This window comes from Methylovulum miyakonense HT12 (genome assembly GCF_000384075.1).
GTDB classification, from domain to species: Bacteria; Pseudomonadota; Gammaproteobacteria; order Methylococcales; family Methylomonadaceae; genus Methylovulum; species Methylovulum miyakonense.
In genome coordinates, this window is sequence record NZ_KB913025.1 from 4,015,441 (window position 1) to 4,036,157 (window position 20,717).

General features: G+C 52.2%; 16 protein-coding genes. 1 reads left to right on the plus strand and 15 read right to left on the minus strand.

What is annotated here, in order from left to right:
- Positions 1–348 precede the first annotated feature (348 nt).
- Together METMI_RS0119715 and METMI_RS0119720 are read right to left on the minus strand one after the other, a co-directional pair.
- Entirely contained in the window at positions 349–1,032 is a 684-nt protein-coding gene (locus METMI_RS0119715) for a Fe2+-dependent dioxygenase (RefSeq protein WP_019868031.1), read from the minus strand.
- Between the two features lie 6 nt (positions 1,033–1,038).
- Positions 1,039–1,734: a PepSY-associated TM helix domain-containing protein gene (locus tag METMI_RS0119720; protein ID WP_019868032.1), complete on the minus strand. Its 696-nt coding sequence runs from the start codon at positions 1,732–1,734 to the stop codon at positions 1,039–1,041.
- 154 nt (positions 1,735–1,888) lie between these two features.
- Here METMI_RS0119720 and METMI_RS0119725 point away from each other — a divergent pair, with 154 nt between their 5' ends.
- Entirely contained in the window at positions 1,889–2,128 is a 240-nt protein-coding gene (locus tag METMI_RS0119725; RefSeq protein ID WP_019868033.1) for a hypothetical protein, read from the plus strand.
- A gap of 181 nt (positions 2,129–2,309) precedes the next feature.
- On the opposite strand, the gene METMI_RS0119730 is transcribed toward METMI_RS0119725, so the two are convergent.
- From METMI_RS0119730 to METMI_RS0119795, 13 genes are all read right to left on the minus strand, one after another.
- Complete coding sequence (locus METMI_RS0119730) at positions 2,310–4,472, minus strand: TonB-dependent receptor (protein WP_019868034.1); 2,163 nt, start codon at positions 4,470–4,472, stop codon at positions 2,310–2,312.
- A gap of 124 nt (positions 4,473–4,596) precedes the next feature.
- Positions 4,597–5,022 (minus strand): ExbD/TolR family protein, encoded by a 426-nt coding sequence (locus METMI_RS0119735; protein WP_019868035.1) that lies wholly within the window; start codon positions 5,020–5,022, stop codon positions 4,597–4,599.
- A complete protein-coding gene (locus METMI_RS24685; protein ID WP_019868036.1) occupies positions 5,022–5,711 on the minus strand; it encodes a MotA/TolQ/ExbB proton channel family protein in 690 nt (229 codons plus the stop codon). Before METMI_RS24685 ends, METMI_RS0119735 begins: the two co-directional genes overlap by 1 nt.
- Before the next feature lie 4 nt (positions 5,712–5,715).
- The gene (locus tag METMI_RS24690) at positions 5,716–6,585 is read right to left on the minus strand and encodes an energy transducer TonB (RefSeq protein ID WP_019868037.1); all 870 of its coding nucleotides are present in this window, start codon (positions 6,583–6,585) and stop codon (positions 5,716–5,718) included.
- A 195-nt stretch (positions 6,586–6,780) separates the two neighbouring features.
- Positions 6,781–6,972 (minus strand): hemin uptake protein HemP, encoded by a 192-nt coding sequence (gene hemP, locus METMI_RS0119750; protein ID WP_019868038.1) that lies wholly within the window; start codon positions 6,970–6,972, stop codon positions 6,781–6,783.
- Positions 6,973–6,998: 26 nt separating this feature from the next.
- The gene (locus METMI_RS26475) at positions 6,999–7,247 is read right to left on the minus strand and encodes a hypothetical protein (RefSeq protein ID WP_029151824.1); all 249 of its coding nucleotides are present in this window, start codon (positions 7,245–7,247) and stop codon (positions 6,999–7,001) included.
- 340 nt (positions 7,248–7,587) lie between these two features.
- Positions 7,588–8,046: a cupin domain-containing protein gene (locus tag METMI_RS0119765; protein WP_019868041.1), complete on the minus strand. Its 459-nt coding sequence runs from the start codon at positions 8,044–8,046 to the stop codon at positions 7,588–7,590.
- Between the two features lie 29 nt (positions 8,047–8,075).
- Positions 8,076–9,542: an MBL fold metallo-hydrolase gene (locus tag METMI_RS0119770; protein WP_019868042.1), complete on the minus strand. Its 1,467-nt coding sequence runs from the start codon at positions 9,540–9,542 to the stop codon at positions 8,076–8,078.
- Between the two features lie 523 nt (positions 9,543–10,065).
- Positions 10,066–11,271: a hypothetical protein gene (locus tag METMI_RS27180; protein WP_019868043.1), complete on the minus strand. Its 1,206-nt coding sequence runs from the start codon at positions 11,269–11,271 to the stop codon at positions 10,066–10,068.
- Between the two features lie 48 nt (positions 11,272–11,319).
- Positions 11,320–12,627, minus strand: coding sequence for a hypothetical protein (locus METMI_RS28210; RefSeq protein WP_156829906.1), 1,308 nt, complete (start codon positions 12,625–12,627; stop codon positions 11,320–11,322).
- Positions 12,628–12,657: 30 nt separating this feature from the next.
- Positions 12,658–14,559, minus strand: coding sequence for a glycosyltransferase family 2 protein (locus METMI_RS25770; protein ID WP_156829907.1), 1,902 nt, complete (start codon positions 14,557–14,559; stop codon positions 12,658–12,660).
- Positions 14,560–16,353, minus strand: coding sequence for an FISUMP domain-containing protein (locus tag METMI_RS0119790; protein WP_019868046.1), 1,794 nt, complete (start codon positions 16,351–16,353; stop codon positions 14,560–14,562).
- A 62-nt stretch (positions 16,354–16,415) separates the two neighbouring features.
- Positions 16,416–20,717, minus strand: a complete 4,302-nt coding sequence (locus tag METMI_RS0119795; RefSeq protein WP_019868047.1) for a hypothetical protein — start codon at positions 20,715–20,717, stop codon at positions 16,416–16,418.

The following is a 20,717-nucleotide window of genomic DNA, read 5'->3' on the forward strand; positions in this document are numbered from 1 at the left end:
GTTCGGGATGCCCGTACCGAATGGGCATCGTCGCTCTCGTATGTACTAGAGCAGCTATCGTGCCAGTATCACAAACCAGAAAAATTTAATTTAAATTAACTATAAGCCATTGTTTAACTAAGAATTATTAATTAAATGCCATTGATGCCCACGGCCATGTTTTCGTCCAACAGGCAAAATCATTTTTACCCTGTTGATATTCATATAGGCCAGCAACAGTGATGTTAAAAAATAAGCATATAGCCGGATCGGGGCTAGCACCAGCAAACAGCACTCCCCCCAAACCAAGCATTTAAATCCTGCGCCACGAAGCCATCAATGGGGATGGTGACAAAAATGCCATGGCAGTCAAACCTCCGCCCACATCCGCAGTAAATTATGGTAGCAGCCCGTCAAATTGATGGCCGGGGGGCAATCGCCTTGGGTGCTGCGCAGTTCCACTATCGCCATGTCCATCTCAAATAACAAACGGCGGCGTTCGGTTTCCCGCACCAGGCTTTCGATCCAGAAAAACGCCGCCATCCGCACGCCGCTAGTGACGGGTTCCACCCGATGCAAACTGGAACCCGGATACAACACCATATCGCCCGCCGCCAATTTGACCGCATGTTGCCCGTAAGTGTCTTCAATGACCAGTTCGCCGCCTTCGTAACTGTCGGGATCGCTTAAAAACACGGTTGCCGACAAGTCCGTGCGGATGCGCTGTCCGGTGACCGGACAATAGCGGATGGCGTTGTCGATATGGTTGCCAAAAGTGTTGTGCGCACCTTCGTAGCGGTTGAACAAAGGCGGAAAAATGCGTTTTGGCAGGGCGGCGGATAAGAACAGGGGGTTCTGGTTTAAGGCATCGGCGATGACCGGGCGCAAGGCTTGGCATTGCGGGCTTTGTTCCGGCAATTGCCAATTGTTTTTGACTTGCGCCGATTGGGTTCCGGCGGTGACGCGCCCGTCTGTCCACGGCGCACCGGCGAGCATATCGCGGCATTGTTGCAGGGCTTGCGGGCTGAGGAGTCCGGGGATTTGAACCAGCATTTTTGTCTATTCCCCGATGGCTTGTAAGGTAAAAAACATGGCCAGGCCGAATGAACCCAAGCCCAAACCAGCCGCCGCCAAACGTTTGCCATGCAGACCCGTCCACAGCAGCGTGCCCGTCAAACTCAGCACCACCAAACCACCCGCCAGCGTGTCCGCCAACAACACCCAACCGATGCCCATGCCCGAACCTTTGTGCAGGTTGGTCAGTAGCGCGAAGAAATTAGCTTCGCCTTGTTTGACGCTGACGAAAGCGTTGCCTTCCCAATAGTCGGCTTGCAGCACACGCTTGGGGTTGCGGACGGAGATTTGCCACAGCGGCGGCTGTTGGATTGTGGTGTTGTTCCAGACCACGGCCTTGCCCGCTTCGCGGCGGATTCTGGCATGTTGGGTGTCGATGCCTAAAGTTTGCCCCAACCATACCGCCAAGGCCTTAGGGTCACTGGGATGCAGTCCAGGCAGCGGCAATTGCAGTTCATGCTGGGCCATTTTGGCGGCGGGGATTTTCAGGATGTCGCGGTGGTTGAGCAAGATGCCGGACACCCCAAACAGCAAACCCAAGGCCGCACCCCACAAGCCTAACCAGGCATGGGTGCGGCGCAGCCATTTTAAAAATGTGCCACGGGCAAGGGGTTTGGGTAAGAAGAGATAACCGCCTTGGCTTTTGGGCGGGCGGGTTGTGGTGGCTTGGGTGGTGTTCATTTTGGTAATTAGATAAGTATTTGAATCGTAGGTCGGATTACGCTATCGCAAACAACACCAACAATCTATGAAATAAAATAAATCTAAGGTATTTACTTAATGCAATCTTATTGCTAATATAACGTAACTTTTAATTCATTTATATGGTAATTTTATGTCAAGAAACCGTCTTACCGAACAAGCTATAGCAAATATTAAAGCCGCCGATAAAGCAAAACTCGAAAAAATTCCAGGTAGCGGATATAAAGTTACCCTAGTTAAAGACAAGAGTTCTATTGAGTTAACCGATAAGACCCAACAACGTCCTGTGATTTTTTCATCTAAAGATAATGCAAAAAGGTCTCTGATAAGACATAATGAAAATATAGATATTTCACTTAAGCCTCAGATTTAAAAATGCTTTTATCTTCATGCTAGAATTTCTGCTGGTTACCAAACTCCGGCTTTGGTAACCCAAGACTAAGAAGTTCTAGCTTCGAAAATGACTGGAAGCTAAAGCTTCCCAAGCCGCAGCTTGGGAACAAGCGTAAATTCTATAACTTCAAAGTTGTTGGGCTTCGTACCACCCATCCTAATTAATATTTCACATTCAACGTCACTTGCGCCGACAACGGCACGCCCGGCAAGGCCGAACGGGTTTGCCCCGATTCGTAATACACGGTGTCGGCGAGGTTAAACACGTTCATCTGCACATCGTAATGCTTTTGGTGATAAGCCACGACGGCATCCAAACGCGCGTAAGCCGGCAAGGTCACTTCATTGACGTTGTCGGCGTAGCGGTCGGAAGCGTAAAACACGCCGCCGCCCACTTCCCACTCCGGCGTGATGTGGAAACTGTTCCAGACCACGCCGCTATGTTCAGGGACATTGGTGGCGTTCATGCCCTGTAGGGATTTGCTCAAACCGCTGACCGTACCCGTCGCCATCGTATTGGATTTGCTGATCTCGGCATCCAAATAGGCATAGGTCATCGACATGTCCCATCGCGGCAGCACTTCGCCCGCCAAACCGAATTCAAAACCATCGGTGCGCTGCTCACCCGCCAAAATAGTCAAATTGGAGTCATTAGGGTCGGCGGTGCGGGCATTGGTTTTTTCCAAACGGAACACCGCCGCCGTCGCCGATAAACGTCCGCCGAACAAATCGTATTTCGCACCGATTTCAAAATTGCGGTTCTGTTCCGGCGGCAAATTGGCGGTGGACTCGCTCAGCGACAAACTCTCCGCCGACGGGTTGAAGGACGTGCCGTAACTGAAATAATAGGACTGCACCTTATCCGGTTGCCAGACCAAACCGCTGCGCGGGCTCCACTGGCTATCGCTACGGCTGAAGCTGTCAGTGGCGACACGGTCTAGCTGCTGGGCGTCGAATTGGTCATAGCGCGTCCCCACCAACACTTTCCACTCCGGTGAAATTTCAAACTGATCCAAGACATAGCCCGCATAGGTTTGCGCCTTGGTGTAACGGTCAGTCGTCAAGATGCCGCTAAAATCAGTCGCCAAGCCTGTGCTGCTGGCGGTCAACACCGGATTGAAGATAGAAATGCTACTGACCCCTGTCGAGTTTTTGGATTTGAAATCGTAATTTTCCCAACCGAATTCGCTACCGAACATCAAGGTGTTGTTGAAGCCCAATAACGGTTTTTTGTAGACAAAATCCGTCTGGTTATAGACATTGTCCTGCACGTTGCGGCGTAAGGCTTGGCTACGCGCCACCGTCGACGCCGCGCCTTTGTCCGTGACCGCACCAAACAAATGGGTGAGGTAATTGCGTTCATACGCCCCGACCCGCACGGTGTTCTTGACCGAAAAATCGGCGTTGAAACGATGGCTGAGCGCGACCGTGGCGACATTGGTGTCGGTGTCCATCAACCTGTTATCAGTAAAGCCATAATAGGTGTTGACCGGCACATCGGCGGGTTTGCCGCGATACATCGGCACACCGTAGTCGAACACGCCCTGCTCTTCCTGATGCAGCAAACTCAAATCCACGTTGGTGCCGTCATCGACTTTCACGCGGAAGGACGGCGCCAAACCCAGCCGTTGGGTGTCGTTGTAATCGCGGAACGACCCGTTGTCTTGGAACAGGAAGTTCAGCCGCGCCGACAAGTTTTGGTAAGCCGATTCGGCATCCATCGTGGTGCGTTTGAAATCGTAAGAACCATAAGTGAACCCGCCCGTCACGCCCGTTTTGCCCGTGGGTTTTTTGGCGGTTTGATTGATCACGCCGCCCGTTGCACCGCGCCCGAATAGGATGGAGGACGCGCCTTTCAGCACTTCGGTTTTTTCGATAAAGAACGTGTCGCGGTTGTACTGCCCGTTTTCCTTCACGCCATCGAGATAATTGTCGGAATTGGCGGAAAAGCCGCGCAAGGTGATCGAATCGCCCGTGCGCGCCCCTTCCCCGGCGGCGATGGTCAAGCCGCTGACGTTTTTCAAAGCATCCCGCAAATTAAAGGCATTTTGCGATTGGATCAGCTCTTTTTTGACGACACTCACCGATTGCGGGATGTCACGGATCGCCATCTCGGTCTTGCCGCCAGTCGTGGACGTTTCGGCCTTGAAGCGGTTGGGTTTTTGCGAGGGCGCGGCCTTGACCTTGACATCTTCAAGGACGGTTTCCGTCCCGTCAGGATAAGCCGCTACGGGTTCCGCCGCCATGGCCATCCCGCTCAACGCCGCACCTAACGGCAATAAAGCCCCTAACGGCCATTTGTTTGTGGTTTTTGGATTGGGCATACAGTTCCCCTGTCAATATTGCATAGTTTTAAAGGATGGCTGCCTGACTGGAAACGCTGGGTGGCTGGTGGGTTTACAAATAAAAGTTTTATCATCTTTTTTCATGCCTTTCGTGGACAGACCATCATTGGCCACCCTGATCCGGCTCGGCGACAAAACCGATGCGGGTCACTCCGGCTTGCGCGGCATCGGACAAAGTTTCGGCAATCAGCCGGTACGGTACGGCCTGGTCGGCGCGGACGTGCACTTCCGGTTGCGGCGTTTGGATTGAGATTTGCCGCAAGCGTTGCTGAAGTTCCTGGCGTGATAGCGGCGTTCCGTTCCAGAACAGCTGCTGGTCAAGATTGATGGATAACGCGATGGCATCGGGCGGTTCGGGCTGCGCCTGGCCGCCGGTTTTCGGCAAGTCAATTTTGATGGTGTGTGTCATCAACGGTGCGGTGATCATGAAAATAATCAGCAGCACCAGCATCACGTCTATCAGCGGCACCATGTTAATTTCTGAAACCGGATGCGTATTTTTGTTTTGGTCGAAACCGCCGAAGGCCATCACTGCCCTCCTGTCTGGGTTGGCACAGTGCCGCCCGTGGTCAAAAAGGCGAATAAATCATGGGCGAAGGCATCGAGCTTTGCCAGCGTCAGGCGGTTCGAGCGTGAGCAATCGTTGTACGCCAACACGGCGGGGATGGCGACCGCCAAGCCCAATCCGGTCATAATCAAGGCTTCGCCGACCGGGCCGGCGATTTGGTCCAGCGTGCCTAGCCCGCCTTTGCCGATGCCGACCAGCGCGTGGTAACCCCCCCATACCGTGCCGAACAGGCCGACAAACGGCGCGGTGCTGGCAATCGAAGCCAAGGCCGTAAGCCCCCATTCCAGCTTGGCGGTCTCTTCATCAATGACGCGGCGCATGGCACGGGTCAGAAATTCCGGCGCAGAACCGGCCTCATGCAAGCGGTGTGCACCATGTTCGGCATGGTGCCGGACTGAACTGATGGCGTGGTAGGCCAAATGGGCGAAAGGTTCGCTGGCCGGATGCCGGACCAACGATTGCGCGACATCATCCAACGAAGCCGCGTCCCAGAAACTGTTTAAAAATTGTGTGCTACGGCGATGCGCCAACCTGCCTTGCCAAGCTTTGACGATAATAAAATACCAACTCGCCATCGACATGCAGGCCAGCAAGCCGAACAAGACCGTACCCAGGGTATCGCTTTGCGCCAAAAAATGTTTGAAATCCATCTGGCTATCCTTCAAGAGTAAAGGCAACGGGAACAACAACCCAAGCCGACACGGGCTGCTCGCCGCGCCGGGCCGGGACAAAACGCCAATTTCTCACGCTATCCAGCGCGGCCTGGTCCAGCCGGCTAAAACCGCTGCTTTTACGCAACAGCACTTGCTTGACATGGCCGTCGGCATTCACCATGGCCCGCACCAACACCCGGCCTTGTTCGCTGAGTTCGCGTGAAACGGGCGGATAATCCAGTGCCGGGTTGTCCAGGTAATTGGCATTAAGGTGCGGTAGCGTGACGGGCATAGTCTCGGCGGCGCGGGGTTCCGCTTCGGCTTGCGCCATGGGCATCGGGTTTGCTGATGCGGCCACCGCTGGCTTGGCCGTGGGGGCTGGCGACGGCGCGATTGCTGGCCCGGCTGCCGTGCCGGGGGCGGCAATAAGGGGCTTTGAAGGGTTGGCCTCCATTTTCCGTGGTTTCGCCTTAGGCTTTTCAACGGGCTTTGCCTGTTTGGGCTTGGCGGGTAGTTGCTGCGGGATCGCTTTAGCGGGTTCTGCATGGGGTTGCGGGTTGCCCAGCCATTCCACCCTAATCGGTTTCGGTGCTTGGATAGTTTCCTGGGGTTCGGCGACCGGCACGGCGAAAAGCCCTAACCAATGCAAGGCTAGGGTCACCGGAATGGCGATTAAATATTCGCCGCGTTTACCCAGATGGCCAACGCCTTGCCTGGCAGGACGCATAGGGGACGCACTGGCATTGCCAGGATTATTGCCGCTAACGACAGTAAGCATCCCGGCTTTGGATAAGCTGTTGTTTCGGGCCTGATGTGGATTTTTAGCGGTGGGGACTGGAAAATCCAATACCTTAAAAGAATGTTTTGACATAGCCATACCTTATATACCAATGAAAGTTGGCTGGCTTCCTGGCTAACGCTCTAGGTGGCTGGCTACGCCGCTGCTGAGGGCGGTTTATTGACTGCTGAAATCTCGAAAATAGTTCCGTTTATTTGAACGCTTGGCGGGCTGCCTAGTCCGGCGGGGCTGGGTGGCTAGCTGGGTAATGCAAGTTTACAAGCCCATCTATTTGGTCAAAATCAGTTTGTTGTTGCTGGTGATGCGGAGGCGGTACTCCTCATTATTGTGTTCAATAACGACTTCATGCTGCATCCCAAACAACTCGGCACTACTGACCCGCCGCCGCTCAGGAACCGATTCCTGTTCCACAATCACGACGCTCTGGCGGTGGATGTGCAGGTTATTGATATTTTTCATCTCGAATCCAAAGTCCGTAAACGTGTTTAGTGAAACTTGGAAGGATGCCCATGTACAGCCCTTTGCCAGTGTTCGAGCAATTGTTGGTACATATCCCGGCTGTTGGAAACCTGTTCCAAATCGGGATGCGCGATCAATAAACTGAGTTGCTGCACGATCAAATGGGATAGTTTTGGGCAGTGGTGACCATTGATGAATTGTGTCATCGAAAGGCAGGTTGCCGAATGTAGCCGTATCAATTCGGTTTTATCAGAAATGGACTGTCGCTGGAGCATAAACCTCACCCGTCTGTGTGGTAATCGGAAAAAATGTTTAACGCAAGATGCAATATCCGGCGTTAAACGAAAGAAGCGAGAGGTCATTCATCGCTTAAAACAAATGATAATGATTATCGTTTAATATATCAAGGAATTTTTGGGCATTGGCCTATGCGCTGCCGTAAACGGCTAACTCAGGGTAATGCCTTATCCACAAGGATTTGCCGATACTAAATGGTGTTTTTACATTGGACAGTCGGCGTGGTCATGCTTGCACAGGGCCACGCCGAAGTTTTATTGGACGTAATGCTTAAAATTGGGGCTATCGCTTACGATATCGACGATAAATGACGCGGCATCAATGTTTCTCTGCCGGTATGCAAGACGCAGGGCCGATGCCGGACACCTGGATAATAGTTTCTTCGTTTTTTGCCCCGTCATAATGGATCTTACCCGCATGGTGGATCACATAACTGCCGGCAGGGACAGGGATGGTATCTTCAGGGTCATATTTTTCGCCTGTCCCCACCCACCAAGTCCCTAAGATGACAGAAAAAAAACGGTCATTAGGATGGAAGTGCGGGCGGCTCATATTGCCGGGTAGCCATTTGATACGCACGACATAAGGCCCAGGTTTGTTGGGGTCTCCGAACAAAACTGCCTGTTCGTTAGTTCCGGCGGCATTCCTGACCCATTGTATTTGTCCTGGCGTTTGGAATTCGACCGAAGCGGGATCGATTCCGGCGGCTAGAGCGGACTGTGCCAGCACCAACCCTCCGGCCATTGCCAAAGCAAATATTTGCCAGTTTTTCAGCATGCCTTATCTCCGCAGAATGTTTGGCTTCCTCAACGGGAAGCCCTAGCCAGACCAATCACCGCGCGAAGGTCAGCCAATGTCACCACCCGTGACCCATGCAAGGCGGCGATTTTGTCCACATCCAACCCTAACTTTTGGATGTTTTCATAAAGGTTCACAGAATATGGATTAGGGGAAGCAGGTGGCGGCACGTTAGCGGCGGCCGGGGTATAAGCGTCCGCTTCGATCAGGACTTTCTCGGCAGGAAGGTAAACCAACGCGAAGGCATCGTTGTGGCCATTGCCGGCAATGGAATGGATTTCAATCACACGTTTGCCATCAGATAAAACGTGTTTGTCGGAAAAAGTTTCAAAGCTGGCGGTCCGGTTTGAATTCGCCAAACGGTCAGCATTAAGCGTTCTGGGTGCCGCCCAAACTTGCCCGTAATAGGGTTGGTTTTGTTGCGCCGTCACGATGGTCGCGCCTTCATCGACGTAAGTGCGCAAACCACCGGAATGGTCGAAATGCGCGTGGGTGTTCACCAAATACTTGATAGGCTTGTTGGGGATAATTTCCTTGACCTTGGCGATGACCGCCAAAGAACGGTCTTCGTTCAGCGGTGCCTCGACCACAACAACATGGTCTTGCTGCTCAATGGCGACACTGTGGTGCGTACCGCCCGTCAGATAAAACACGCCATCGGCAAGACGGCTAACCTTAACGGGTGGTAGTTTAAAACTGGCGACCTCACGGGGTACAGGAAGATTGACCGCCGGATTTAACTTGACCTCGGCCACCTTCAAATCCAATACCGGATAACCGCCTTGGCTACGCTCGATATGGGCAGGGAATTGCACGCCGCCAAAATCCTTATAATCTGAAAACTTGGTTTCCACCAGCGTATCGCCCAAAATCGGATTGTCTATCCATGTTTTCACGCCCTCGACTTGGTGATTGGCATTGATCCTGCCAATATAGCGGTATTTGCCGCCTACCGTGAAGGACACCTCCGTCCCGTCATCGGCGGCTTGGGAAGTGGCTTGATGGGCAATAGCCGCTTTCAAAAAACCTTGCGGGGTCGCCCAAATTTCGGCGGCACGCTCTTCAACGGCGGCAGGTTGGGCAGTTGCGACTGGCGCACCTTGCGGCGCATTGGCTGGCGGTGCAAGGTTCCAAGCATACTGCCCGCTGACATATTGGTCAGGTTTTTGCTCAACCGGAGCCGGACGCAAGCGCCCGGCTTCTATGGTTTGCTTACGGGTGATCTGGACACGCGCACCGGGCGTTTCATAATTGATATCGGCGGTATAGCGGCTGACATCAAACTGCGGCCAAGGCAGGTTGGGGTTCGGTGCCTGCCCGAACTGGAACCAACGTCCAGTCCCTGAAAATTCAATGGATTTCAGCTTGGCAACGTCCAGCGCATCAGCGGCTGATTGCAAAGGCTGTGGTTGTAAGCTGGCGCAACCCGTCAACGCGACAGTCAAGCCAAAAACGGGAAACAATAATTTACGCATGTAAAACCTCTAGGCGATATGAATTCGGAATTATAAAAATAAGGAAATAACGGATTCGCTAACGCAAGAGCTGTACCATTAAGCTTAATTAACTATAAGTCCTTGGCTAATTAGCCAAAACCTATTGCTGCCAGCTTATACGGAGTGACGGGGAAATTTAAACCTAGTGATTTTTAATTCGGAAATGCTGAATGGCCAACAACCTTTGCTGTTGTGCTGTGTGTATTGATGCAGGGTGAATCTGTACCAACAAAATGTGAAATATGGCTGGATACATTGAAGCACCGGAACCATACGTGCCTTAGGGGATATTATTTGGTTATTTATATGGGAATATTCCGGTGTTTTGTAGCGGTGTCCCAAAGGTTGCTATCAATAGTCTGGAACTAATCCCCAGCCCACTAGGCACATCCCGCCAAACTAAAGTGCCTGCACCCAATTGCGTTAGCCTACAATTTTTTGCAATATCCATGGCTTACGGAAACAACTGGAAGCCATGGACAAAAGCAGCAATGTTTTTCTGTTAAATAGGCTTAGGGATAATAGTCGCGGGTGCCCCTGTTTGCGTCCCTTGGACGCCTTTAGCACCATTAGTCCCGTTACCGCCCGTGCTGCCGCCACTGCCGTTACCATTGTGTTTACCACCGGAACCGCCACCGCCGCCAGCACCGCCGACCCCGCCTGTACCACCAGCACCACCAACGCCTGGTGAAGCCGGCCCGCTTATCCCGTTAATATCATTTAAATAAGTGGCGGGTACATTGACAATGACATTGCCGGAGGCATTAACGCCATTGCCGCCTTGGCCACCTGTGCCACCATTGCCGCCCGCCCCGCCATTTACGCCATTGCCCGCACCTGATCCCGTACATCCGCAGGTCGCACCATTCCCGCCATTCCCGCCTATGCCGCCTGTCCCACCTTGACCGCCAACACCACCCGTACCACCACCGCCAGATGCTGTAAACACAATGATAGAATTGGTGTTTTGTATAGATTGGTTAATGGTAATGGTGGCGGGCATGCTGGGTAAACCGTCAAAACCGGCCACACCTACACCGCCTGTCCCTCCGGTATTGCCTACGGTTCCATTTTGCCCCGAGTCTCCAGCAATGCCTGCACTGGAGCAGTTACCGGCCTTACCCGTACTGCCATTACCACCCGTAGCCCCCGTAGCCCCTGCAGGGCCAGTCCCGCCCGTTACACCTAGGATATTAAAATCCCCCATTCCTGCTGGTGGGGTGCCATTTCTTACCAAGGTATCCATCGTATAATTCAAGGTGGAATTGTAAACTGAAACACAGGCTTGGTCGTTGATGGTCACCGTCCCGTAATTTAAAGTGATCATTAATTGCGAAGTGCCCAAATTGGTTGGGACATCGTAAGTCACGTTAGCTGCGGATTCGGCAAAAACATCCAAAGGGAAAGCTTGGTCAATAATTTCCCGGTCAGAATCGGCCAACACCCCATTGCCATAAACATAAGAATGCACCCGTCTTAACAGTCCGGCATCCGAGGTATCTGTTTCAGGCGAAGTCAACGGAATATGCCCAAACAATGCCTCTTCCCTTTTAGCCCGGTCTTCGTCAGAAGAGCCGTCATCCAATAGTTTTCTTAATTCTTCGATATTGGGGATGCTGATCACTGAAGCTATTTTATGGCCTGCCTTGAGCCCTTCAGCCGAATGCCCCAGCTTTTCCGCCCGTTCATAAAAACTTAATTTTTTCATAGTGGTTTCCTATATTAAAAATAATGGGTTATAAAATGTAGATAAAACTCACTGATATGAGGCCGCCATTTGCGGCGCTTCCACCAAAACGGTTTCACCTGTCCTTCTCTGTTCATTCACAAACATCCACGGAGCAGGCCGCGAACGCCCGTCCATACCATCTTTACCATCCGTCCCCGCTTCGCTGGCTAAACCATCGGCGCCAGGGATCACACCCTTTCCGCCTAAGCCAGCATGGCCCGCTACGCCTGCCTTGCCACCTCGGCCACCATAGCCCCCTTGAGATGCCAGGGTCATACAGCTGACTTGGGATTGTTGTCCGGTTGGCAGATTGATATATATATTAGAAGCCAACCCACCATTACCGCCCATGCCACCCTTACCCCCACTTCCTGCATTGCCCCCCTTGCCGCCGGTGCCGGCGTTTAACGTTTTTCGTATTAACTTATAACCCTGAGCCCCGTGGCCGCCGTGGCCACCATCACCGCCATCGCCGCCCCGACCGCCATTGCCGCCCTGACCTGCCTGTGCAAAAACAGCCAGCCGTCCTTCCAGATTACGTACTGTGATTTCTGCCAACTTGCACATTCCCCCATTGCGTCCATGGATGCCCGGTGCCCCATCTTTACCGTCACCGCCATCACTGCCACACATGGCTTCTTCAGTAATGTCATGGGTCAAGGTGTATCCCAAGATACTACTGCTGACGTGGGCTTGCTTACCGTCAACGCCTTGTCCGCCGTGCAGGCCATCCGCACCGCCGCCGCCATCCATATCGCCGTTTTTATTGTCAACTGAAAAAGGTGTCGGCAATATGCCCAATTGGTAATCGTCAGTGCCGTCCCCTGTTGGGGGTAAGCAAACCAGCCGTTGGCAAAGCAAAGAAAACACATTGCCCCTGACGATTAATTTAGCTCCCGGCCCTATGATGAGTTCACCCACGTTGACAGCGGTATACAGCTCTTCCATATCATCTATGCCCCATGCTTCGCCCCTGACACTGACATCCCAAACCTCCCCGGCGGGGATAGTTTTTTGTAGGACGCTGATGGCCTTGATATGGGCGGGCATGTGGTTGCCTATGCCTTGGTGGTCGCCATCCAACAAAACACCGTCGGCAAACACCAGGGCTTCACCACGGTCATGTATGCCCTGCCCCAGACGCTGCCTTGCCTGCAAAGGCGGGTTGAAAAAGCTTTGTTGCCTAGCCACCCGCTGTGCGTCCGTAGCCATCGAAAGCAACCGCCTTCCCTCAAGCAACGAGGCAAAAGTGCCATAGGAAATAACGGTTTCCCCTGCGGCAAGTTTGTCCGTGTCATGCCCCAGCAAGGCCGCTTTTTCGTAAAATTCGTTCAAAGACCCATTCATTGTCCAATCACTTTTAAGTTAAATCCGCTTTTCAAGGCCTGCCATACCATCAATTCCATACCGGTAACTGGGGAGCGGTATGAAAGGGCGTTTAGCGGCTATGGTTTTCAGGTTATTTTTCATTAAGTTGGCTTGTAGCCAATTGTCAGGATGACGGATATTTTTTGTACAGGTACCTAGCACCGCATCGAGATAGCGGATCCGGTCAAACCCGGCCAATTCCATGAGCGCCACCATCATGGCGGTTTCCGGGGCGGCAGTCAGCCATTGCCCTTTTTCATTTTTAAGGCACTCGTATGATGGATCCACCATGGCGATGCTCTGGTAGAGCCCCGCCCGAAAACTATTTAACCGGCTGACGCGGGGCTGTTGACGATGTTGTTGCAATTCCTGAACGGAAGCAAAGGGTTGGCTATCGCCTTTTTGCCCGGTGCTGTAGTTAAATTGGCCATACATGACCCAGCAATCCTGCTGTTGGTAAAATGCATTCACTTGGCTTAACGCATCGGCCCCTGCCAACCAATCCTCCCCGTTGACTATCACCACAATGTCATCGGCATCGCAATGTCCGGTTATGGCCTCATGCAAACTGGCGGCATAACCCTGGCGAGCCGCATGATGGATTAGGGTTATTTGCCCATTTGCTTGGGGTAAATATCGGGGGCTTTCGTCAGTCGAAGCATCATTGATGAACAGGGTTTTGGTGTCCGGATAATTTTGCGCCAACAGCTGCTGCACATTAGTGTTGAGCGCATCTCCAGGATTGTTAAAGATGGTGACCACCATAATCCTATTGTCGGGACCGGCGATATTTTCTTTAGGGGGGAACAACTGTGCCAAGCACAATTTCCGCCCACGGATAGCGGAATTTTCGACATCGGCGGGCAAACCCTCCATGCCCAAGATGCTATTGAAGGCGCTGAGGGCCATAGCAAAGTATGCATTGGCATAAGCACAAACGGCATACTCCAATTGTAATAAGTAGCGGTAAACCGGGGTGTCGATAAACAAAATATCGCGGGTTGGCAAAGGCATGCCATTGGCGGCAAAAGCGCACAATTGCCAAGCCAATTGGTATGAACCCTGTTCCCGCAGATACCTGACTACGGTATAAATGGGTTCGGCTCTGGAAGGCCTCATGGCATAGGCTTTCAACAAAGCTTGCACGGCTTCATCCCAGGGATAACCGCAAAGCAACTTCATCCTTCCCGCCTGCATTTGGGCAAACCACCGCTCTTCGTCCCAGCTATTTTCCATAGCGGCCCGCTGCTCATACCAATAAAGCGCGTCCTTGTATTTGCCCAAGTCCTTGTAGGATTGGGCAAGATAAAAAAGGCTACGGGCATTGCCCGGGTCTTTCTGCAAATCTTCCGTCAGTAGGCGGATGTCCCTTTCAAATTTGTCGCTACGCATCCCCCCATCGGCAAAATGCGTCAGGGTCAGCTCATCCATCCAGTCGATGTATTGCTTGGTTGGGGCATCTATATATTCATGGGTGACACCGACATAATGCCAGTTGTGGCGGGCGGCGACCAACATGTGCTGTGTGTAAGACTCATCGCCTTCGTACCTGATTTCATAAGCATCAGCGGTCAGTTTGTGTTTGAATGGGGCATACACATTAACGGCCATATCCGCATCCAGGATAAGCAGGTAAGCGGCTTTGTTGCGGGCCAAGCGTACCACTTCGGTACGGTTGTGGCCAAAGTCCACCCATTTTGAATGATGCAGTTCACCGGGTATATCAAGAAGGGTTTGTTGGATGATTTCCTCCGTATTGTCTGTTGAGCCCGTATCAACAATGACCCAATAATCAATATGCGGTTTGGCGGATTCCAATGCCCTTTTTATGACATGGCTTTCGTTGCGCACCATCATGCAAAGGCAAATGGTCTTGTTATTTTCCATAATATCAGACACTTAACTTACGTCTTTCACATATCTTACGGACAGCGAGGATGCGGCAGGCAGGGCGTAAGCGCCCTCCAAGTAAGTTACCGAATTGCTTTTGCTACTGAAAGACAAATAATCCACCTTGCCGCCATTATTTACCCCTGTCCAATAATAACCGTAGACACTAAAGTTGGAGGGGACGCCATTAACGTCCATAGACCCGTTAAGTAGGGCGTCAAAACCACTGTCGCCGCCCGCTATTAACTGGGCATAAGTAAAAGTGGTGATGAGGTTTTCCCAATCGTCTTTATTCGGCAATCTCCATCCAGACATATTTTGCGGCTGGGCGGCGGCATTAAATTGATACAAGCGTCCATATTGGGCTTCAGGGCCATACACTGACGAACCGGCAGGCGCCACATAGTCTAAGTTGGCCGACATCCATAGCCTGTTATTGGCCTTAACGACCGGATAGACCTTGCCGTCACGCGGGTCCACAAACATGTTGGCTTGTATGTAGACCGTGAACTGCATGCTGTTCAAAAAACCGCCCGTGCCATTGTAGGCTTGTAAGGTGATGGTCACCGCCGTGCTTTGGGTAGTGCCCGGTATGGTCACTACCGCATTGTCATAAGCGATGGTCGTCGGGTTCGGATAAGGCACATCAATAGGGCTAATGCCCGGAAAACTGGCGATGACGGTGACACTGGCGACATCAAACATAGCCCACCGCAAGGGGATCGCTATCGGTGTGTTAGGTTGGTTTACCGTATACAGGGGGGTCGGGCTAAAAAAGTTGATGAGCCCGCGGGTAGCAGGTGCATTCTGCTTCACCATGTCCAGGACAAATACCGCATCGTCGTAAGGCGTATTTTCATCTTTCATAAAACCGCTGAACTGCACAATCATTTGTGTATGTCCGGGCGGAGTGAAGGAAATAATCTCGCTAAAACTAAAGGTGATATTCGCATTATCGCCCGTGCCGATAATGCCTTGGTTCAGCGCCGAGGGCTTGAGGAACCAGCGTGGATGGGCATCGGATGAACCGGAAGACGGGTTCGTGGTGCCCCAGATATTTTGGGGCGGATTGTAAGGGATGGTGGCGGCAATGTTCCAAGCCGAACCACTGCCTGGCCCGACATTGGTTTTGTTATCAGGGGCCAAACTCCCCGTTGAGGTGCCATAAACAAACACAACGGTGACCGTGGGGTTGCCCTGCCACATGGCGTCCCCAGAATACAACGGGGCGCCGCCTATGTTTTTGATATTGAGGAAGACAGTGTTCTGTAAAGGGTCGCCCGAAGGGGAAACAATGACGCCGCCTTGGTTATCCAAAGAGACCTGTAACACTTTAGTCAGGTCGGCATTGCCCGGGACAGGCGGGTTGGAGACGCTTAAAGGTGCGGTGACCTGTGAAGGCACGCCATCGGAAAAATTGATGAAGGTCACTTGTGCCGTGTCCGTATTAGGCTGGGCAGTGGTTTGCACCCCTGTGACGTCAAAGCTGAACACGGCACCGTCATTCCACACTGGTGCGCCTCCCCCGCTGTACACCAACATCAAAGACGTGTCTTGGCTGTTCACACTAAATGCCCAGCCTTCAAGGAGGATGTGCATGTTGTCCAGATCCGAGAGGGCAAAGCATACCGGCAGGAAAATTTCGAAGGTGTTGGCATCCGTGCCGTTCCCAAACGTGATATTCGCGCCCGTTAAATTAGTTAATGAAAAAGTCAGTGTGGTGGCAGGTGAACCCGTGTAAACAACAGGCTTGCCTTCAGGGTTTGCCACAACCAAATTGATGCCATTATTTTCGTTTGCCATACTTATGAATAATTTTTAGTGGTAACAGGAATGCTTAGGTGTTTTCAGCAACAACTCGTTTTTTAGTTCGTGTTGTCCGGTGCCGGGTTGGGGTCTGGGGTAAGGGCCAACCATCCTTCCAATAAAGTTTGTGGCGTGTAATCCCAAGAAGAATTGCTATTGGACGCATTGGCGGCCAAAGGAACCTGGGGCTGGTCACCCGGATCCAGCCAACTCCACACATAGCCGCTCTGTGCTGGCAGGGGCACAATAAGCCCCTGCCTTTTTTGCAAGACTGGCGTGGTGAAGAAGGTCATTTGCAGGTTTTTAAGCGTATTGGAATACTGGTCGGCAGGTATGCCCAGCTCCTCAACAGGCAGCACACCCGCAGTGGCATGAACTGCGGCCCTGGGGTCCATCAATAGCGTCAATACGATAGGGGACGCATTCAACGTTAACTGGATATTGGTTGCCGACGGCACACTCACTCCGTGGGAACCGGAAGGGTTGGCCGCAGGCGCATAGAAAGTGCCATTGCCGTAGGGGTCAGTGGCATTTTGCTCGATGAGATAACCCACCAAGCCGTCATCAATATTGCTCAAATCCCCTAACCTCAGCGGAAACTGCACTTGATCCAGGTTGGCCGTGCTGTGGGCTATCCTATCCGTGTATTCATAACGTCCGGCATTGACATCCAGAGGCCAAGGGTCAGTGGCCTGGGTATCCGCCTGATTAAGCGGTAGCAGGTTACCGGATGTTTCCATACTGATTATGGACCGGCTAATGACCAGTGGCCGCCCTATCAGCACAGACAGGGAAGCGTCTTGGGCAAAATTGGCCGGGTTGATGTAGCGGTCAGAATTGAGTATCGCCTGCATCAGGTCGGTCAGAAAATCGCCGCTGCCTCCGGCACCGCCACTTTTATTATTGATGTACCACATAAAATTGGCTAAATGCACATTGACGGGAGGGTCGGTGTCGCCATAAGGGCCGATGTCTATCGACAACATGTCCGATGGGTTGTTGATATTTCCGGCGCGTGTCCGGTACCGTAAGTTTCCATGTTCCACACCAAATGAGCCCACGGCCGCCCCTTCTGCATCATAAAAGAAGAGGCTATTGTCCAAATGGTTGGGCAGCACCCAACCGCACACGGGTGACGTGGCGGGATGGGTGTTCATTTCGACAAAATCGCTGCTGATACCACTGACCGCATTATTGTGCGCCGCACTCAACCAGTGGAACCACAACCGGGTGGGCGCAAGTATGCGGGGCGGCAAGAAAATTTTTCCGGCATTCGCGGTATCGCCAGGCAATGGCGCCATAGTCATGGCGGGGATGACCTGCAGCGAGCCGTCCGGATTTTTTACGGGAGTGCCCAAGACCATCCTTTGCCCAAAGACATCCACCACCTCAAGGCCATTGACGCTAAAGAAACCACCCCGCAGCGGGCCAAAATTGGCTAACGCCTGTGGCCCGGTCGGGATGGGCGCCTGTGAGTTAAAGGCATAGTCATACCAGTTATCACCAACATTGGCCGTGAGCGCGGCATTTTTTATCGCGGTGGTGACTGAATCCCTAGAGCCCATGGTGAGGTCTTCCACGGATATCTGGGGTATGTAGTAACACAGCAATTGCTCCACATTTAACCCGCTCATGGTTTGCGACAATATTTTCCGGCTTTTGTAGTCGTTGGATATTTGCGAAAGGGTGGGGTCAGCTGGATCGTTAGGATAATTGGCTTCGAAACTGTCGATTTGGTAAGTGAGGCTAAAGGTCGCTTTTTTGGACATCACCACGGAACTGTCGTAACTGACCTCATCGCCAGTTGTGATAGGCAAGTTGTTGACGCTGTACTGGTAATCAATGGCGTCAGGGTTTAGCTGGAAGAAATCGGTCAGGTTGGTGTTGCTGTAATCCAGCTTGTCCAATTTCTTTTGCAGCGGGTCGAGGCTAAGGTTCCAGATCAAACTGACTGGCAAAAACGGGTCATAACGGTTCTCGGAAAATTCCGGGTACTGCATTTGGGTGTTCCATTGCACGGCATCAGGAACCCAACCGTTGGCGGCTGTGTTAGTGAACGTGACATTTATGGGCAAAGGCACCGTCACTGTCTGTACCGGGTTTGCAACCGGAACATAATCCGGCTGACGGACGGCATTGTACAAACCGATTAGCGGAGTACCCTTTTCAAGCCCACTCACCCCGCCTTGGGTGTTGCTCAGGGCAGTGACAAATCCGGAATAGTCGGCCACCGCCGGATTAGTGCCGCCACCGCCTAAACCTTGTAAGGCAGTGGCCACATTGGGGGCTAAAGAAGGTATTAACAAACACGCTTCGCCGATGACTGCGGAAAAATCATCCTGATAAGGGATGCTGGTGTTAAGCGTTGCTTGCCCGGGAACAGTTGCCGCATTGATGCTGAAACCATTCCCGTTATAGCTGATGCCAAGCTGGCCCAGCAACTCCGGGGTAAGCCTCACCTGGATATCGCTGGTGGCCCCATTCCGGCGGGCGGGTTCCATACGGCTTCCTTCCATAACCGCGACCGGGTCGGTAGGCAACCAAAATGAGGGGGCCGGCACGGCAATAATTTGCCAGTCAGGATATTCGTCCATTTCCTGTTTGAACTGGTTGAGTTTGTCCCACACGGCATAAGCGGCCGAGTTGTCGCCACCCGCAGGCTGCTGCACATCAATGACTGAACCTGAATTGTCAGGCGAGCTGATATAAACAAGCACCCCCACCGCGTTGCCTTTGTTGACCACGGCATCCAGTTCGCTTTTCCCCTTGGTGGTTAAAAAATTCGTGAGGGCATTGACACTGACGTTTGGGGAAACAATATTGCCGGCATACATTTTTATATAGCGATACCAGTCCATATACAGTTGCCGGCGCATGAGCTTCAATGCACCACGCCCCATGTCATAATTTTTTTGTGCTTGGTTCAGGAGATTCAGTTCTTCGGCCAAAGTTAACGGCAAACTGATCTCCGTATCAGGATCAACCGGTGCGGGCGGTTTTGAAGGGTCCGAGGGCTTTTGTTGCACTATCCACTGTAAACCGCCCTGTTCGCGGGCAAATCCACTTGAATGCAACGCCTCTTCCAGCGCGATGACATTGTTCCCCTGGGCTTCCAAGTTGTTCAAAAGGCCTAACTGCAAGGCGTCCAACAAATATTCGTAGTTACCCAGCAAATCGGGGTCGTTGTCGGTATTGCCGTTATCATATTTCAGCAAAGCCGACAAGGCTTCTATCGACGTGTTGCCTATCGCCACTTTTAAATCATTATCCGTCCAGACACCGGGTTGGGTTGGGGTTTCTGGATCCCCTAAAAAACTGGATGTGCCCGGGCTTACCAGCATATCCCATACAATCTCTTGGGCAATGCCCGTACAAATGGTTTTGTCGGGAATATCAAGTGTCTCAATATTTTTGTTGGCATCTAAGGTATAAGTGATGTCCGCCTTATTAAACAGCCACCTAAAATTTTGCTGGGCAATATTGGTAAAAAAATCGGCGGGGGTTTTTGTTATTTCAGTGTCCTGTTGGTTGCAGTTGGTAACGTAATTTTGGTATTGCCCGACCACTTGGGTGGCAATCCCATCCAAGGGGTCATTGCCATCACTAATCCAACCCATGACTTGGTAGCTGGCCTTAAACTGGATAGGGGTGCCATTTTTAAGCGCGTTGTAAATAACGGGGTTATCCAAAAAACGATCCAAGAAACCAAAAACACTACAGCAATCAGGATAGTAAGAGGAAAAGCCCGGGCCTAGGAAACCGATCGAATTGAGATAACAGGGGTTCCCATCCTCATCGTTAAAATCACTGAGATACTGGTCACCCACCGCTGTTTTCGGCCATTCCGAGGCATTGACCACACGCCCCATAAAACGGTAAGGCTGTTCACCAAAAGCAGGGTTGACCGGCAAGGGTACAGGGACGGAAGGTCGGGTGACACCATCCGTATCCTTCAATTGCGACATGGAAATATAATCGCTTTCCACCACCCAACTAAAGTTGCTGACCGCCCCCCAGGTATTGTCGCCAGGGTTGTAAACGCTGAGGTAACGCACAACCAGCCAACGGTTGGGCGCTTGGGGAAAAATGACATTGCTGCCCCCCACGGGTTGCACGCCTTTGCGGAAGTAATCGGGCAGTTCCCAGTGCAAATGGATGCCTGTGTACAATGGGGCTTGCGGGCTGTCATTGCTTTCCAGCAATTGCACGACGGCATCACCGGTACTGGTTAGCGACGACTTTTGCCCATAGGGCAGATTGTCAAAATTGGCCACACGCCCCTTAAATTGGGTGACCACATTGGAATTGTCGGTAGGGCTTACCCTAATGGCGGCTATATTTAACGGAACGATTGCTTTCAT

What these genes read in the sequence shown, in the direction of transcription:
- METMI_RS0119795 (WP_019868047.1), bottom strand. Translation starts at nt 20,717, where the DNA reads ATGAAAGCAATCGTTCCGTTAAATATAGCCGCCATTAGGGTAAGCCCT.
- METMI_RS24690 (WP_019868037.1), bottom strand. Translation starts at nt 6,585, where the DNA reads ATGTCAAAACATTCTTTTAAGGTATTGGATTTTCCAGTCCCCACCGCT.
- hemP (WP_019868038.1), bottom strand. Translation starts at nt 6,972, where the DNA reads ATGAAAAATATCAATAACCTGCACATCCACCGCCAGAGCGTCGTGATT.
- METMI_RS0119725 (WP_019868033.1), top strand. Translation starts at nt 1,889, where the DNA reads ATGTCAAGAAACCGTCTTACCGAACAAGCTATAGCAAATATTAAAGCC.
- METMI_RS0119730 (WP_019868034.1), bottom strand. Translation starts at nt 4,472, where the DNA reads ATGCCCAATCCAAAAACCACAAACAAATGGCCGTTAGGGGCTTTATTG.
- METMI_RS0119770 (WP_019868042.1), bottom strand. Translation starts at nt 9,542, where the DNA reads ATGCGTAAATTATTGTTTCCCGTTTTTGGCTTGACTGTCGCGTTGACG.
- METMI_RS0119790 (WP_019868046.1), bottom strand. Translation starts at nt 16,353, where the DNA reads ATGGCAAACGAAAATAATGGCATCAATTTGGTTGTGGCAAACCCTGAA.
- METMI_RS0119720 (WP_019868032.1), bottom strand. Translation starts at nt 1,734, where the DNA reads ATGAACACCACCCAAGCCACCACAACCCGCCCGCCCAAAAGCCAAGGC.
- METMI_RS24685 (WP_019868036.1), bottom strand. Translation starts at nt 5,711, where the DNA reads ATGGATTTCAAACATTTTTTGGCGCAAAGCGATACCCTGGGTACGGTC.
- METMI_RS26475 (WP_029151824.1), bottom strand. Translation starts at nt 7,247, where the DNA reads ATGCTCCAGCGACAGTCCATTTCTGATAAAACCGAATTGATACGGCTA.
- METMI_RS0119715 (WP_019868031.1), bottom strand. Translation starts at nt 1,032, where the DNA reads ATGCTGGTTCAAATCCCCGGACTCCTCAGCCCGCAAGCCCTGCAACAA.
- METMI_RS0119735 (WP_019868035.1), bottom strand. Translation starts at nt 5,022, where the DNA reads ATGGCCTTCGGCGGTTTCGACCAAAACAAAAATACGCATCCGGTTTCA.
- METMI_RS0119765 (WP_019868041.1), bottom strand. Translation starts at nt 8,046, where the DNA reads ATGCTGAAAAACTGGCAAATATTTGCTTTGGCAATGGCCGGAGGGTTG.
- METMI_RS27180 (WP_019868043.1), bottom strand. Translation starts at nt 11,271, where the DNA reads ATGAAAAAATTAAGTTTTTATGAACGGGCGGAAAAGCTGGGGCATTCG.